The sequence below is a fragment of the Mixta mediterraneensis genome (genome assembly GCF_030283135.1).
Taxonomy (GTDB): Bacteria; Pseudomonadota; Gammaproteobacteria; order Enterobacterales; family Enterobacteriaceae; genus Pantoea; species Pantoea mediterraneensis.
The window spans coordinates 1-18,771 of record NZ_JASUAZ010000058.1; the positions used below are offsets into that span (position 1 = coordinate 1).

Annotated in this window: 1 protein-coding gene; it reads left to right on the plus strand. The window is 35.2% G+C overall.

Features of this window, described 5'->3' with window-relative positions; genetic code table 11:
- The first annotated feature begins 7,041 nt into the window (after positions 1–7,041).
- Entirely contained in the window at positions 7,042–7,212 is a 171-nt protein-coding gene (locus tag QRY16_RS19920; RefSeq protein WP_289777787.1) for a hypothetical protein, read from the plus strand.
- The last annotated feature ends 11,559 nt before the right edge of the window (positions 7,213–18,771 follow it).

Sequence of the window (18,771 nt, forward strand, 5' to 3'; positions counted from 1 at the left end):
TCTCTCTCTCTCTCTCTCTCTCCAACTTTTGACTGGCAACCAAAAACGGAAACCAGGACGAATATTGAGATTCTTTTGGTCACTCTTGAGTGGGCACGCTACCGGTCCAATTGGTCAATGATATCCTCACGTATCTCTCTCTCTCTCTCCCCCTCTTCTTCACTGAAATGGCATGGGATTTGTCCACGTTCCCATGTATTTATTTATGTCCAGTTACATGTACGTTCCTTTGTCCTGTTCTCTCTTAAATTTGTCTCATTTGCGGAACTCTTTTTTTCCATTATGTTCCGTGGTACACGTAACTCATCGCAACTCACGAACACACACCAAAGTCCAATTTTTTTGTTCTCATGGTCGTGCTCATTAAAGCGTTCGATAATATGAACGAAAAGGTAAAACGACGATACCGATATCAACAAAAAAAATGGATACAATGTAAAGCAGAATAATAAAGTTCTGCTTTGTTTTGACTCTTCTCTCTTTTCTCCTCTTCTTGTTGTTTGTTGAAAGAATTGTTTCTCCCCCCAAACTTCAATGTTGCTTTGCATTCATATTGCCATAATCTTTGATCAGATCAGACACTAAAGTCACACAAGTTGATTTGACATTTGTCATTCAAAAACTTTTCACCTTTTGGCGTGAGAGTATTACTACTCTATAATTTGAATTGCAAGTTTTGATGTTTTGACAAATACATCCATTTTGACTGTTAGGACACCATTTTCTAACTTTATATTCATTTGTATAGATTGTCCCCTTCCATCATCCATTATTTAGTAGTATGTATTCACTTATTTTAATTTAGACAAACCAACCAAACTAGAACTATAGTAACCGAACCATTTTTGGTTTCAAGAGTTTGATTCCACCATTCGCCTTTGAACTTAGGTTCGAGTATTTTAATCATTCTAATTGGCACTAACCATTTGTTCCGACTCGATTCACACGTATCATTGGTATTTGATCCAAAACTCTCCATTTTCCCCTCTTCTTCGATTCATTTTTGTTTTTGAGTGTTTCTAAATAAACCAAAATAAAAAAAATTACCATTATTCTAACATTGACGTTACTAAGGTTTCTAAACATTTCATTGATATATGGTTGAATTTTGATACAAATTTTTCACTTTCATTAGTATATTTGCAATATAAGACCAGAATAAAAGAATTGGTTAAACAATTTGTTTAAGTGTGTTCAGTGTAAAGTTTTTTAATTTATTTTTTATTCAACCGTTAAAAATTGAGGAACATGCCATTTTGTGGAAAAAAAATCTACTGTTGATTGTATGGTTCATCCACAATTTGAGCTAAGATGTAGTGTAGGCGGTTCAAATTGATTTGTGAATCCATTTGAAGATTAAATTTGTGGCCCAGGTGTGTGTGTGTGTGTGTGTGTGTGCGGGCCCGTTGAATCGATGATGGTGGTGGTGGCGGTGTAATCAGTGGCAATCGTTTACCACTATTTGGTAACAACTATGCTAATATATCCAATGTTTGCTTAATTGAATTTTGACATTCTCTCGTTCACTAAGACATTCAACACCCATTGTTGTGTGTTGGTCGAGCAATATTCATCGATTCTATTGGGTTACCTTATCGGATATCAAGCACACCTCTAATGCATTAGACGTCGATTCAATCATTGAGAGCCTCTGTAGACTTGACTCTCCTTTTCATTTTCTCTCATTGTGGGGCTTGTACACTTTCACTTTTCCACATAGCCATTAAAGAATGTTTGCTTTGTACCGTTCGAGGCCTTTCTCCTTAGCTACCCGACCGAACGTCACCCTCGCCCATATATGTATATGGTGGTCGCCTTTTTTTTCTCTCGTGTGCTTGTCTTCTCCCTTACAAAATACCGCAACGAGAATTGCCTTTACCTTAATTGAGAATCGTCCCGTTTTTTTTTTGTTTGTCTCAATGTTCCATCTCAATGATTATATACACACACATACCGTAAACTAAACCATTATTTTAGTCACCCAATATATTCTTTATCCCATTATTACCAGACAAACACTAACTGCCTTTATTTTCTTATTGATTGGCTTGTGTCGTCTGACAGATGTGCTTTGTTTAGCTAGATCTCAAGTGTCCCGTCAAGATATATGTGTGATGTCACTTGGATCAATCCAACATCAGTTTGTTGTCGTTTGATTAAATGTCTCAACAAAGATTTATGTCAAGAAAACCATTTCTTCCGAATGGTATATTCTATTTGTATAATTTGTAACTAGCACAATTCAGGTCATTCGAATCATGGGTTAAACAACAATTTAGGTTCTATTTGATGGCCGAATGTAGAATGATGATCAACAGTATAAATATATTTGAGCAAACAAACATCGGTTCAATGTTTTTTCCTTCCATTCTCTTTCTTCTTTCACCTTATACTAAGAATGTATTGAATGGCGAGGATACACTTGTGAATGTTGCTTTAGCATATATGCTGCTATTGATCCAATTCTGAGAATGGTTAGTGTTTTGTTTGCCTTCGGAGACAAGCTCCATTGCCATTATCCTAAGGGCCATAAAATTGAATGACTGTTGTTGTTGTTGTTGTCGTCGTCGTCGTCGTCGTCGCTGTGTCAATCGAATTCGCATTGGAGAAAACGATCATCTCTCATTCGGTCGCTCTCTTCCAATCATCATTGTGTTCCATCAATTTTTTTGTTCTTCCCTATTTACTTATTTTTCTTTTCCTATACTCTCTGAATCTATTTTAGGATCGGAACTGTCGTTCCATTGTGACTTGATTGTACATTGCCAAAAGCATGTGACGACAAGTGAGCCTGTATCGGTGTGTTTGCTCTAAATAAAAGTATCAATGAAATTATGGAAGACAGCTGCTTAAATGTTCCACTCCACCCTTGGATTGTTTGTTTGTTTATATTTATGCCCCATTCTTGATCCTAAGGTATAATAACTTTTTTGGTTGTTATTCCTGACATTTGTCCGCCTCTTACATGTAGTTAGAACATTTATTCTCTAATATTTAGTAAAAGAATAAACTACTTTTCTTCTTTTTTCTTTTATTAATTACCGAATCGATTAAATGGATTATTGTCGGTCACACCCAACCGATCTCAATGTTTCGATTGGGTGACCTTGTTTCCATATTTGCTTTCATCTAAAATATGTTCTTAGAATGCATATTTTTGAAGCAAGAATATTATTCGGTTGCACCCAAACAAAACGAAACATTTGAATTGACAAAATATTGTAAAATGTTCAAATTTCTGCTTCAATGATTTAGTTAAATGTTTTGTATTGGTTCATACAATTCAATTGCTGACCAAAATGTCTAACATTTGTGTATGTGTGCAGGATACAATTGTAATGTTTATTCAAATGGGACACATTTGGTTGAATATTCTTGAATTTTTAGTTGACATAATAAGACTATGGAATGTTTGTTGATGATGATGATGGACTTTTTTATGACTTTTTTCTCTCATATGTCCATTTCTGACACACACAATGGAAACCTTATGTCCCATCATCATTTGATTGAATCAAAATCGAATTAAATTTTCATTTTTTTTTTATTTTTCAATACGTTTTTTTCCTCTCAGCCATAAGAGCTATTTTCGGCTCGTTACATGCCGCAATTTGGTTCGGGATGTTCCGAACATCATCATTCAACGTTCGACAATCATTACGATTTAGTCTGATTGCATCCACAAGAAGAATAAAGCAAATAGTGAATAAGAGAATGAATGGGGGAGAGAGCGAAAGAGAGAACGATTTTTGACAAACATCGCAAATGCATTAGTAAGTCGATTGCAATGTATGGCGTTCATCTCATTCTTTCTCGCGCATAACTTGGCGACGTCGTGTCGTCGTTAATGTACTAATTAGTGGAGGCAACTCTTATTTAATGCTACGATCCTAATTGGACTAATGAATGATTCATAATGAATCGACAATCTAAATAGATAGAAGCATATTTGTCATGGCATTCAAACTAAATAGAGAGACAACAGAGAGATTTGTAAAAGAATGTTGTTCTCGTCGTTATGGACGTGTTTGCCATAATTTTTCAAACATTTGTCGAACCAAAAATATTCGTTCGTACGCTCTTTCATTCGTATTTTTTCTTATTCTCATTGATCATAGCACCGAAAAGTAAACCGATTTTCTTCTTTTTGCGTGTCTGATACATTCAATATTATTTATCATTTCGAACGATTTGCCGCTTCTTCTTTTTCTTCTTCTTTCATTCGATATATCATATGCTGTGTGCATTTGTGCTGATAAATTTTTCGTGAAACAAAATTAATGGGTCGATTCAAAGTGTTTGCAACCGTTTTGTAATATTTTAGCTACCGTTCTCATCTACTTTTCTAGGTTGATTTGTCTTTCTGGCTTTCGGTGCGTCGATAAGCAAAAGCATTGGACCACACATACCCACTTTCAGATGCAATGCGTCTTAATGAGGTTTACGTGTCCTTATTGCGGTTAAATTACTTAGAAATAGATCTCTCTCATACAAAGCTTGAATACTTTCTTTTAAAGTCGATCCATTTTTTAGGCGATCTAAAATGTTAACTTTTTTTATATATATCAAGTTTTTCCTCTTCGTCCAACAACATCAACGAACAAAATGGTTGCCTAACTGCCATCATCATCATCATCATCACTGAATTTATGGGCAATCGGTTTTGCTTGGCCGATCTTGACTTGTGTACCCATATTTATTACTATATTTCCAAACATTTATTTGCCATATGGCCGCGGTCGTGTTTGTGGTCAATTTTTTTTATCACACAAACCGACAACTCACACACATACATATAAACTCATTTGGTACAATTCCGTTAAGTTTACGCAAACGTTCGTCTATAATTTGTTCTTTTTTTTTGTTTTTTTTCGGTTCCCTTCCCTTGAAACTCAATTCTCGATTGTTCACACTTAATTTGTTTTAAGATTGACACTAATTTGAAGCAATTGCTATCGGGAGTGTCGATCACCGAAACATTTCACTTGTAATTAAACTCTTAAACACTCTCTTTCTTCCTACTTGTTTTTTTTCCACCCAAAATTAATGCCTAAAGGAATCGTTTTTTTCTTCACTATTATTTGATGCCCATGTTAAATTAAGATATTGGTTGATGGCCATCTATTTGTTATATATATCTATAATAAAAGAAATTGAAAATAAGTTTAGGAAACAAAGACGCGTGTCAAGTGGAATTTATATATAAATATAAAATCATCGAGCCGCAGGCATCTCATGTTTAATTGAGTTGACAAAGCTTTTCTCTCACTCTTTCCTTCTCATTCTCGATTCCTAAGGTTTTTATTCATTTTTTTATTCTTTTGCTTCAAATTGCATTAAATAATGTCGCCCCATTAATGTTCGTTTCATCTGTCATCGTCGATTATCATTTACACTCATTCTCGTCTTGTATACTTTTCCATACTTTGTAATCTGTCCTCTGCCTGCTGACATTTGTGTGTGTGCGTTCTAATATTCCGTATTGTTCCATTTGAATGTCACTTCTCTTTACACTCAATTCCATTATTTCGGTTGCTAATTTCTTAATTTGCATACATGAGATGTTCTCATCGAATACAACCAAAAACCGAGGTTGATTTCAACGGAAAAACCACTTAGCAAACTCAATCAAAAAATCCTTGCCTTACATTATTTGATATGTGTACAATGTTGATAATTAAACATGACTGAAATGGTGGACGGTAACTAATGTGCATCGAATGTTGTAAAAGATGCTTAGATTTGCATTTAATATTAGATATCCGATTCCAGACGTCTACATTGTATCAAGTTGATTGTAAAGTATGGAAAGGCAACACTCATTTCATATCCTTTCAAAAAAATGCAACACGATCCAAAATGCAATTGCATACCATCTCGATGTGGTATGTGAAGAATGATTCGATTATGGAATGCTTGTTTGTCTTACAATCCTTTTGGTTATAGCCTTTAATTGCAATTTTCTTGTGCCATTTTAATTGAATTTTTCTCACCAAAAATTGTGTCTGGCATTATTTTTTGATGCCTTTGTAAGTTGATTTCGAAACCCAATCCAAATCATGTAGAAACATTCATTACGACTGTCTAATGCTTGTGCGCGCGCATTAATAATGACGTAATGAGAAACATTATTGGTTATGTAATAATTAAAGTTACATCCCTTTTAGTTTCACGTTTCACATTTTGGACCCATTTTTAATGGCTAATTTTTATATATGCAAGAATTGCTTGAGTCTTTCATTGCATTTTGAGGAGACACAAGGTTCATTTCAAGACAATATAATGTGCCGTCGAATGGTCGACCATTCTGAATCATTAATAATCATTTTGGATGTACGACGATGTAGGCAACTCTTTCATTTGCCTATTCTCTTCTTCTCCTTTTCCCCCTTGCGTCCACAAAACTAATTGCACGTTGGGAGTCTCATTGGAGACTAATAGGAAGAGAGAATGAATCGGGAATCGGGTCCATTTTCATTTGCTAATGCCACCATCTCACTTCTTAGCATCTATTGGTTATTAATGGACCTTGCGGCACATTCGGAAACATTGAATGGCATCATGATCGGACACCAGACCGTTTTTTGGATGGGTTTCATTTTAAACGATCTGGTTTATGTCTTAGTATGTGTCCACTCGTTTACTATATTTTTCATTCACGAACCATTTTTCGTCAATGTCCAGACAATTTGCATTTAATGCTGTCCCATGTTGTGTGTGGCCATTAATTTGCAACACGCGGACTCTTTTCATATTTCTAAACTATTCTCCCATCGGAGACGAATACATTACACTTAGTGGATCATTCATTCCATATTTGATTTCATGTTTCAGAACGCCATTCTCTCTTCCTCTCCCTCTCTCCCTCTATACTCTTCGTCTACACACTATTCATTCTCAAATTTATGGTTTGTCTTTTCACCCCTGTCCAGTAAAATATAATGTTTAATTTATTAAGTGTCCCCTTTTGTCTTTCATATCAAGCCGTCTTTCGTTCATAAACGTCGACCGATTCCGATGTGCCTACCAAACCAAACCAAAATGATTGCTGTTGGAATAGTCTTTCTCCTTTTCCATCTCTCCCCTTTTCCCTCTCTCTCTCTCTCTCTCTCTCTCTCTCTCTCTCTCTCTCTCTCTCTCTCTCTCTCTCTCTCTCTCTCTCTCTCTTGTGGTAGCCATTTCTATTATTCATTGTTATTATTTAAATATTAAACTTGCGCGATGTGTTGCCACAATGTCGACTGTTTTGAACGGAATTTCAAGCCTTAATTAATCATTCGATTGCATATATGTACACTTTCCTTTACTTTATTGTTGAGTAAATATAACTCTTTCACTTGTTTCCACTCATAACAGCATTTGCCCGATTACCGGAAACCGAAAGCTGGTGTTTAGTGGTCATGTTCTATGAATGTGTCATGTTCGGTCTGTTTGTAAGATATGAAAGCAAATATTATACGATTCGCTCCATTATTAATTTGATTGCAAAGTTGTATATTCTTTTCCATATATTTTTATTCATCGAAAAGTTATTCTCCAAAATTTTTTCTATTGTAATTTGTTGTTGTCTTAGCTGTTAACAAACGTCATAATGCATTACAACTTTTCGAAACGATCAAAGCTCATTAACGCAAGTGATAGAGTCCGATTATTGGCTTAGCAAGTTTTTACCGTTTATTCTTTCGTATTGGCAAGTCCACTCTAGAAACCGAAATCTCAGTTTCAAATAAAATGTTTGTATGTATGCTTTTATTGAACTCAATTAATAATTTATACATCAAAAGAATGAATGTTTCATTAAACATTTCATCGGAAATGTGATGACCATTATTGCGTTTTTCCCACTCTGTTTCTACAATTTGATTTAAATATAATTTTTCCTTTGAATATGAATTGACATTTACTTTAAAATTTAGTAAAAATTCTGTTGCGTTCACTTTTAAAAATGTACACAAAAAACTGTTTTGTTAATTGATGATGTTTTGTCAATTTTTTTAAAAGTCAAATTTTGGTTTATTTTTATTTATGATTTGCGTGATTTGAGATTTATGATCCACCAGTGTCAATTAGTGAAAGGGTGATTCGTCATCCATTGGAACGGTAAATTTTCTGCTTTTTTCGCACGATAATTTGAGAGAGAAAGAGAGAATGCAATCCTGGGTTCTCTCCCGTCGCCATCACGACCAATTTGGTTTCCATTTTCGGCTTTTTACCGCTTTTCTGGTTCTCCGTTCTCTGGAGGATCGTGGAACTATATATTACCCAACTATTTATATATATATCACAATTTGAAGGGAAATAAAGCCTCTGATCGGCGCAAAACTTTCAACATAAGATTCCGTTTTTTTCGTCTTTCGTTCGTTCTGTTATAGATCTAAGCACATGGGAATGCACTTATATAACTGAGGTATAAAGTGAAGAGTGCAATATTTGTGTGTGTTGGCCAAAGATTAAGCCTACTAAGTCTCAATTGATTGTATTTGCGTGATGCTTACAATTGCCATCAAACTGAACGGGACAATGATTGTGAACAAAAGGGTTGCCCAACAAAATGGGGACGGCACAATAACCAGTCCTGTGTTGAGGTAACTTTGAATTGTGTCTTTTTTTTGCATCAACCCTCTTTGTTCTCTCCACCGTTTCTTAGTTGGCTTGAAAGCTGTTTGAAGTGAAGGGTTAAATCACACGCGACACATCACACAATGGTGTCGTCGATGTTCCGATGTTGTCCTTCAATTCACCTTGAGGTTTAGGTTCGCGTGGATTGAACTACCATTCGTTAAACGCATGATTGAGAACTGAATCGAATCAATCATGATGTTTGTGATTTTTTTATTTTTTTCTATCTTTCGGCTCTTTTTCTCATTTTTTGTTGATGAACTCTTTTGTTTTCACAATCAATTGTAATTCAAATAAGAATTTTAATTGTCTAAAACATACATTTCAGAACAGAACTACAAACCAAACGATCTTTATCTTTCGATTCGAGTAAATCGAATTTTTTTTTCTTTAGTTCTTACTCAAAATTTCCATCGAATCTATGTTGACAAAGTTGACAATGTTTAGAACGACACTGACATCGTCACCACATCCCCAGTGTGTTGCTTTCATCTCTATTTATTCAATTACCAAATTGGCACTTTTTCCTATTTTTCAATTTTTCATTTGTATGGCATCTCGTTCGGTTTATTCCTTAGAGATGTACCGTGTGTAGTACATCTTGACAATTGCAATTTTGTTGTTCGAATGTTCATCGTCGTATTTGACACTCGACACACACGCGTTTGCTCGCTCGCTCGCTGTTGAGAATAATTGTTTTGTTTTAAATGTCCCCCCATTTCTTGCAATTGTACGATGCTATTCGTGAAACAAGTATGTTTTTAATTATTTTATCGTTTTGATTCGTTTGTCATACGATTTTTCTGAAATGAGGAAATAACTTGTACACCAATGAACCAAAATGGGCTTAAGTGTCAACTTAGATTGAGTTCAATAGATGGTTTTCACATTTTTTACTTTCAATGCGTATTATGAGCATATGGAATTGGTTGGATGAAGCTCGTCATTCAATTGCCTCTGGGCTTGCTTGCTTTCATTCCGCTTATTGTTTTCTGAGGTCTTGAACAAACACAAACATTCAATGTGGTTTATATTTTCGTTTGGGTTTTCAAACCCGTTCCTCGCATGGATTGGGCGTCTCTCTCTCTCTCTCTCTCTCTCTCTCTCTCTCTCTCTCTCTCTCTCTTTCTCTCTTTGATTCTATCTCTAACCACAACTAGACTGTTGGTTCATTCTTTCGTTCGTTCGTTTATTCATTCATTCTCGGTTCTCATCTCTTTTCTCCCAACTCTCGAGCATCTTTGTCCTTTAGCCGTCGGCTTGACTCTGCTGGAACATAATTGCCGATGCCTGAGCAGACGAGTTGACAAACGGCAGCCAATTACGACAACAAGCCTCCTCTATTTTTTGTCGAATATTCGTGTGTGTGTATGTGTATGTTTTGTTTGCTTCTGAATTCTGGTGGCCATGTTGGTCCTAGTTTGGTTGTTAATTTATTCAAGATTTTTTGTCTTTACTCAGTACCGAAAAACTAATTAGTTTCTGGCCGATTGGTTCACCTAGTGTGTGTGTGTGTGTGTGTGTGAGTGAGTGAGTGTTTGGTTGGCTCGTTGGTTTGATTGACTGGCTTCATTTTGACTATTCGTTTGGTTTTGTTGGCTGCCTTGTTGGCGACAAGCTGAACAAAAAAACAGAAGCTTTTATTTTATAAGATGTCACTTGACGTATATACAACGACTACGGCACATACACACACACACGACCGATTGACTAAGGTTAATTGCACTGATTCATGAATAGAGAGTCCGTCGAATTTTTTGGTTTCCAATTGTAATGCTTATTTTTTTTGCTTTAAATCTTGCTGCAGTGATGCACACTTAATTAGCAAACAGAATTGACAAATATCAAACTTCAATTTGAACAAAAAAACAATTGAATTGAAATAAAAAGGTTTACAAATTTACATTTTGTTATAAATTGAATTCCCATTCAAACTCATATTCTATTTCAATCTATATTCGTGTTCTTACTATTATTTGCATGTGGTCGAATTGTCATATACTCACCAAATTATGGTTTGAGGGAAAAAATTTCAATTCTAGATTAATTGATGAAACAATTTTTATGTTCTATCTTATAATTGAATTAAAACTTTACCAAAATTTCATTAGTCAAAAAATTCAAAATTTTGGTTATAAATTGACATTTCTTTATTTAGCAAAGACATTTAAAGTTAATTTTTGATGTAAGGTTTATTTTTCAATTAAAATTAGCTTTAAAGAGTTATTATTAGCAATTAGAACTATTCAGTCACATATAATGTTACGATATAATAGAACATTTTATCGCATTATTCAATTAAATTTTCACATCAAATTTTATAAGCAACAAGGATTTTAAGGTGTCGACAGATAACCAGATCAACCAATAATGATTTGATAAAAAAAATATGGTAAATCTGTTATGTCGCATTCTATATTTAACTAATGTGGTGCAATAAAGTTGTCCCTTTCGGCCAGTAGAACACATCATCACATTATCATTAGTAGTCGTTGAACCAAATAAATTGAGTTGAATCTAGAACAAAACAACAATAAACACACACACACAAACAAACACACATTTCCACAAAAAATTGAATCTTTTGTTCTTCCGGTTATTCTAATTTTCAATAGAGTGTATCACATTCAAATCCAATCATTGACAAAATAGAACAAATTCATTTCTTCAATCTAAAATTTTGATTTTTTTTTCTTTTTTTTCTCACATTCGTTTGCACTCTTTTGGATGTCTTATTACATCTGTCGAATGTTGTCGATTCTCGAGACAATTTGTTTGTATTCTACGGCACACTTCTTGTCCTATTGTCAATGTAACATTGGAATTAGTTTTATTTGTTGACAGGTTATTTCCACTATACTGTTGTTGTCGCATCGTCCTATCGTTAACTTGTATCTCTGCTTACAAAACCATTCTTTATTGAAATTGAATTTTATTTGCAATATATACAAAATCGACTCTTTATTCACATGTATTCTTTATGTATGTGAATATTGTGGATGAATGAATAAGGCCTTCTAATACGGGTATCTCATAGTCTCTCTCTCTCCCCTCTCTCTTTGCTTTTCTCATTGTGTGTGTGTGTGTCAATGCGTCAATTGGCGTAGATAGAACACGGCGCGAATACACTCAAACACAAACATTCTCGGCGACGACCAACGGATCTTAGGACATTCATTATGCATGAGTTGACACTATCCATTGGCGATTGCAATTGGTGACGGCACCCAAACCTAAATGAATGGAATACGAAGGGGAAAAGTAGATCCGATGCCATCCTCAGATTTTTTGGGTATAGTATTCTAAAATGTTTTCTACATTCATTACATGCAACACAACACATGGCCAGGCTGAAGCTGCCAACATTTTGCCATTACTTTCACCCCTTTGGTTCCTGTCCATTCTGGTGACGACGGCAGCGGTGGCGATGGTGGTAATGGAGACAATTGCGCCACTAAGAGAGCACGACACGACACGACAGCAACAGAAGCGCGGTACACTGGATCCGTTTGTTTGTCTTTGCACTTTCTTTCATTCATTCTAGTAAACACACACACACACACACACACACACACACACACACATACAAGGCCGGCAAATTGCATTCAAGTTTAAGCTTGGCTCGGTTCGGCTTGAGCCGATTCGAGCCATCAAGTTGTGTTGAAACATCGGCTAGTCCGGTCCGGTCGGACGTTGCAATTTAAATTAGATGTCAACTCGACCAACAGATAAAGGCGACCGTCGTGTGTTGTGTCGGGTTGTATGTTGGCCCAATAGCTAAGCTAATGGCTAGTCGCACTTTTTACTTCCATCTCACTACATTCTCTATTCTTTCCTTTTTGCCTTGCCTTTCATTTGAACTTTCTTTCAAAGCATCTCATGTGTGTAAATTGTCAATGCGTGTTTATCCCGCCACTTTATACTCAACACTATTGAGGATGAGGAAAATAAAGTGAAGCTTGGATCCGAATGTGTAGACTACATAAAAAAAATTCAGTTCAAAACAGCTAATTGTCAAGGGAACGCATGTGCATCATGTACGTTTCCCATTCTAGACTTTTGTCTTCTCTCATCGTCAAATGATCTCCGATTGCGTCCCGTTTCTGATTGCGCTTGTTTACTGTCACCGATTGGCTCAGGTCCTCACTTATCCGGTTGGACATTGACGCTTTCATTGAATCAAACGATTGATACCAATTAAAAACTATGCCGATAATGGGTTGCCATATTCGTCTTGTTTTTTATGGAACGGACGAGTCGAATCGAGTCACAGAATAAGTCAGTATTGTCCTATCATTCCATTCATCCATGGATGACAGGCGACGACGGCGGCGGCAACGGCGGTGGTGGCATTACAGTTCGGTAACATAGTCCAGTGTAATGAGCGAACACAAAATGGTTGAAAATCGATTTTGATTAACCCTTCATTTGCACATTAGCCGTTGTTATGATTAGTCTATCCGTACTTAACCAATCGATGCATAATTTGCATTCGTGATGAAACATGAGATTCAATGAACTTAGATTTATAAAATATTCGTTCCTCGCTTCGGTTTCGTTCACTATCGTCTTTCTCTGAGGTTGAGGCGGGAACGGACCACTATTTGCCCCAATTGGAGAATAAAAGAAAATGAGAAAGAGAGGATAGGATCGATTGATGACATCTTCAATAGGGGTGGGAACATAAAAAACCAGAATCCAACTTTGAACAAAGCAACCTACGTATTGGGGCATCGTTGTAAGACCATTCCCCATTTTATTCCAAATTATTATTAGGAAATTTTCTATCGCACCCTTTCTCTCTCAATGCTAATTTTTTTTTCTTTTTGATTCTCAATCAACCAACCAGGCTGAAGCAATTATCTTCATTTTTAATTGCATTACCATTTTTGTCTCGATTAATTATTGCCATAATTAAAGTTTGTCGCCTATTCGTCCTATATCTTGCTGTAAGGCTTTCAGCATCAACGACAAAAAATACTGACTGGTCCACTGATTTGGACTGTGAAATTTGGATCGCTTTTTTTGGCGGTGATGGTTGAGAATGTTTTCTTCAGAGTTTAATTGACAACCTAAGTGCCATTTTGTGACGAATTAAATTTGTTTTTCTGAATACTTGAATCCATTAACGTCCCATCATCGATAGCCTCCAGTTTGTTTGCAACTGAACCTTATCCCAATCAAAACAATGTGTTTATTCAAATTTTCTCTCGTTTTATTCTGGTCTTTTGTTTCAATCTTTTAACTTTTATTTAATTTATTTTCATCAACTCTCAACCCTTCAATTTGAGATCTATGTTGCAGGAATTTCAAACGTTTAAAAACTTTTTTCTTTGCTGAATGCATTAAAGATTAGACTAATTTAATACTGTTTGAGATTGTATAGCAAATTGAGAACATGCGTGTCAAGGAAAGATTTTGAATTTAGAAGAGACGGCAAATTTAATAAATGAGATTATTTTTTGGCAAACTTCATTCTTTTGTTACGGATTTGTTTTTCGATCGAAATCGTTTTCATATAGTATTTACTGTTGTAAGATAAGACTTGAACTAGATGAAATTTAAAAATTTAAACTTGTAAACAATGCTCAAATGAAAGTAATGAAACTTTCAAAAATCTAGAGACTATGATGGTGCAAATACGAATCGATTCATAACAGCATTCAATGCGACACAATTCTTTAATAAACATTTCATCTCATTTAATTAAAATCATAATTAAAATTATATTTTATCTAGTTTAGTTTAGTTTACTTTAGTATCGACCCCGAATTTTCCCTATTGAAAGTTTTGTTTGCTCTTTCCCTCTCCTTCCTATCTCTAAACTTGCCTTGTCCCTTTATTGACTCTCTCTTTCTCTCATTCACTCTTTTCTTCTAACTCTTTAGTTTGATGAATCTACAAGCCGAATCATCTAATTACCAAAACTGGATTGTTTTTACCCAATACTTAATTATTTTCTCTTGGTTTGATGAATGTATTCACGGAAAATGTTTGCTAAAATGAAGAATGGGGTGAAGAATTACTTTTTTTTTGTTAACTCTCATCATTTTAGTGAGTAATTTTGATTCCGCGCGTGTGTGTGTGTTTATGTGAGTGTGTCGACATTCTCATTCATTTATCAGAAGATCGGCACGATTAGCGATTAATTTTTTTAGCTGACTACGATGAAAAGTGTTTTGTCATTTGCTGACAATTGTCTTAGTGTTCAAAAAAAGGTCCATCATTCAGTTTTTTTTATTATTCATATCGTCGTGAGAATGTGAGTTACAATCTATAGTTTGACACTCTTAGAATATTAAATCACACAAGAGAACATTGGAATAGTGAGGAGAACATTTGTTCATTAATCATTGGTCTTGTTGTGACTTTCAATGATGAAGATGAGTGTTTTTCAACCAGCATACACACAAGTGTGATCGTTTGATACCATTATTGGAGATATTCTTGTGCGTGCGTGTGTGTGTGTGTGTATTTAACACTGGTATATCATTAGATAACTCTGGTGTCGACCTTTGCTCCAAACTGGTCTTACCATTACTTTCGCCCTTTAGTCGTCGTGTGCATTGTTTTATCGTATAGAAAGTCGACGGACACAAAGAGTCCAAATTGTAATTAATCATTTTGTTTGAACCTAACTAAAAGTCTAACGAGATGCAATCTTTCTTTCTCTCCTTCTCCCTCTCCCTCTCTAACTTCCTTGTTTTCACACTAAATGTGTTCAGAACCCAAAATTAACCTCCAATCGTTTTTTTTTCATTGCTTTTATGCTCTTTGAATCATAGACATCAATCTTGGCCGTCATTTTCATTCTTTCCATCGTCCTTTCACTATAAATTTCAATTCATTCACCACCTAATGTAAGAATCAATGTTTCTGGTACAATGTTCATGTAGTAATATATTAAATCATACTTATTATATGATGAAATGTTTTTGCGGTTCATCGCGATACACTCAATTATAGCTAGGGTGATAACGATTATTATTATTATGTTACAATTATTATTTTGTCAAATATTTTGTGCCGTTGCTAGGCTATAAGATGGTGTGTTAAGAATTCTCATTCTGAATTTCAATTTGATCTAATCCAAATTCTATTTGTTTCGTTATTTGATATTCCATTCGATGCATTCTTCTGTTTTTAACAGTTCTGTTTTTTAGAGAAAATTTTTTTACTCATTTTAACTGGAATATTGTACGAGACAAGCTGTCTCAACTTTAGGTTGTAAAGTTATATTGACATGATGATGGACATTTCCTACTTTTTGTGCGTGTGTGTGTGTGTTGCCTCTATTTCCATACATACACATTTCTAATTTGATCCTTGTAATTAAAATAATTATGACAAAGAAAGAGAAATAGTGTAGAGGAAGGGAGGAAAGCAAGCAAGCCAAACTGCAGTCTAGCCCCAGCATGGCACGAGTCCAATACTTGAATGTTGTTGCTGGTTGGTCACAAATTAGAATTAAATTGAATTAAAGTGCAATTATAAATTCAATTAGCGCCAAATGCCAACAAAAAAACGACTAAACTCAATGCAAAAGAGAGACTCAACGGAACGCCATCCGATTTTCAAGCCTTAGTTCAGTATGGGTGAAAAGGCGATGCCGCTGGCCGTCCCCAGAAACATCATCTACATATAACCCCTTTTCCACAACGAATATTCTCTACTTTTAGGTTTAGTTTTGCAAATTTGCGTTGGCTAACTATCGTATTAGTGTCCACACACACACATCGATGGTATGTCAACTGTAAAATCGGTTTGAGCCATTTCTCTTTTCTCCCCTTTTGTTTTTGCATCTACACACACACACTAACGACGTCAAAAAGTGGCCTTCTCTTAGAGTTGGGAAACTTTTTGACATTTTTTGAATTTTAATTATTAGAAAACATATACATGTATATGAGACCCTATTTCGAATGACGACAGCGGGTTTGGTCATCCATGTCGAACGGATAACCGTTCACCAACTAAACTAAACCGCTTGACCGACTGGTTATGATTACATACACCATTTATATCAGCCACTTGAGCTAAAAAATAGAAGAATTTCATTAGTCGACATTTGAGACCATAAGTGAAGTCAGCCGTGATCAAAGAGCCACTACTAGTTTATGAAATGGCCCATTCTTACCCCTTCAATCTTTTCACTACTTTTATATTTGCCCGTTTCTGTTTCTGGCTGTTCCATGACTTTGGTGTTCCAACCAAAAAAAAAACCAGTGAGACTCTGTCATTACAGTTTGACTTGAGAATTATAATTAGACCGTTGATGAGCTTTTTTGTTTTGTCTCCATATATATTATACCAGAGGTCTTCAAACTTTTTTTCCAAGACACAAGCTCACATATCATTCAGTGAAAAGTTCATTTTTGATGTTTAAAATCAAAATGTTCATTCAACTGTAATGATATTTTGCAAAAATGCAATGCGGTATATGGTTACATTACATTTTCTTTCACAAAATGTTCTGAACCCACAAGTGGATCTTGTGATTCAATTCGAAGACCCCTGTATTAAATAAGTACTCTGGTACCAGTACCAAAGTGCAAAAAACCTTTTGCTTGCTTCGAATTGTAGCAAACTGACTGAGAATTCAGTTCTAGAATGGCAATTTTGAGTGCGAGATTTGTGTTCCAGAAAAGTTTTTCCCATTCTTTTTGGTGTTCTCGACGACGATCTCCCATGACACATTCATTCATAGATTGAGAACGTCAATTTGTACGAACAAATTGTTAGCTAATTTATTTCTTGCCTCTCACCAAAAACCGTCCATTATCGAATTTAGCTAAATTCAAGTTAGAATCGGTTATAAAAGTGGTGGACATTCTTTTACACTCATTCGCTCTATTGCTTGCCTCTCTTTCTCTCTTCCGCTTTCTCTCGTTTATATTTTCCAATTCCATGATTCCAGAAATAATAATTTTGTATTATGTGCTTTTGCTCTAATGTGATCGATCATGTTCCAGACCTGAATGACTTGAGCATTTTTAATATTTTACTCTTCTTTATTCAACGTTGCTGTTGTTGTTATTATTATTGATTGTACATCTACTATCGTTTCTGTAATTTATTTTTTTTATTCTTTCTATTTTCAACTTTGTCATAACTGATGACAATTAAATTTTAATTAGATCAATATTAATTAGCCAATGTTCACAAGTTTAGTCACTTTTTTTCTAAAATGATTTCCTGACATTTTGAGCTTAAATTTCTTCTTTATCGATTTGTTGAGAATGGAAGATGACGGATGAACTGAAAATTCTTTCTATGTGTCTGTTGAGGATTCCAATAGGCGTGAGAACTAGAACGATTTTGGAGAGAATCACTTTTCTGATTCCCGGATTGGTATATAGCGGAGAAATGACGATGTCGGGAGTTAGACAAAAAACGGGATTCTCGGTTATTTGGCACGGGAAGGGAAAGACGGGGAGGGGAATGAATGATTCTTTACTCTAACAACTGCAAAATGTGTACTATGACGGTGATGGTTAAAAGTGGCAGATTCGTTTCTCATTTGCTTTTTATACTCTAAGAGACTAAATCGGGAGCAATTGACAGTTCGAGCGAACCCGAATCCCCGTGACACGACCGCATCTTTGCGGTTACTGATTGTGGGTAATGATGAGGCACACTCAATGTTACCAATGTTGATGATGATGATGTCACATATGTCGTCGTCCGGGACCAATCACCATTATATATATCCATATAATTCACTTGTATGTTTTCTTTGAAACGGAATCAATTGTTTTCGATTGAGCAATCACGATCCACCCGTCACCATTCAAATCGATTTCCTGTGAATCACATTTTTACTTACCAATTTATTTTGTTTTATTTAAATAAAGGAAACCATATAAAATTTGGTTTGAAATTTATTTCCTTGGAAATATTGCTGAACCATGTTTCAAATTATGTTCAATATCTATTTTATGCTCAGTAGTATTTCACTAGATGGCGGGTTAACATTTAAAAAAAAACTTGATCCCTTCGTCTCACAAACTTTTTGTCCCCTTGTTGTCCATCTAATATGTTGAAACGGAATCGATACCAAAATACAAGTAATACGCAGACTGGACTTTGAATTTATGCGTTCGCCTTCATTTTCTTTCTAATTAAAACGACTAATAGGTCGGAACGATGTCG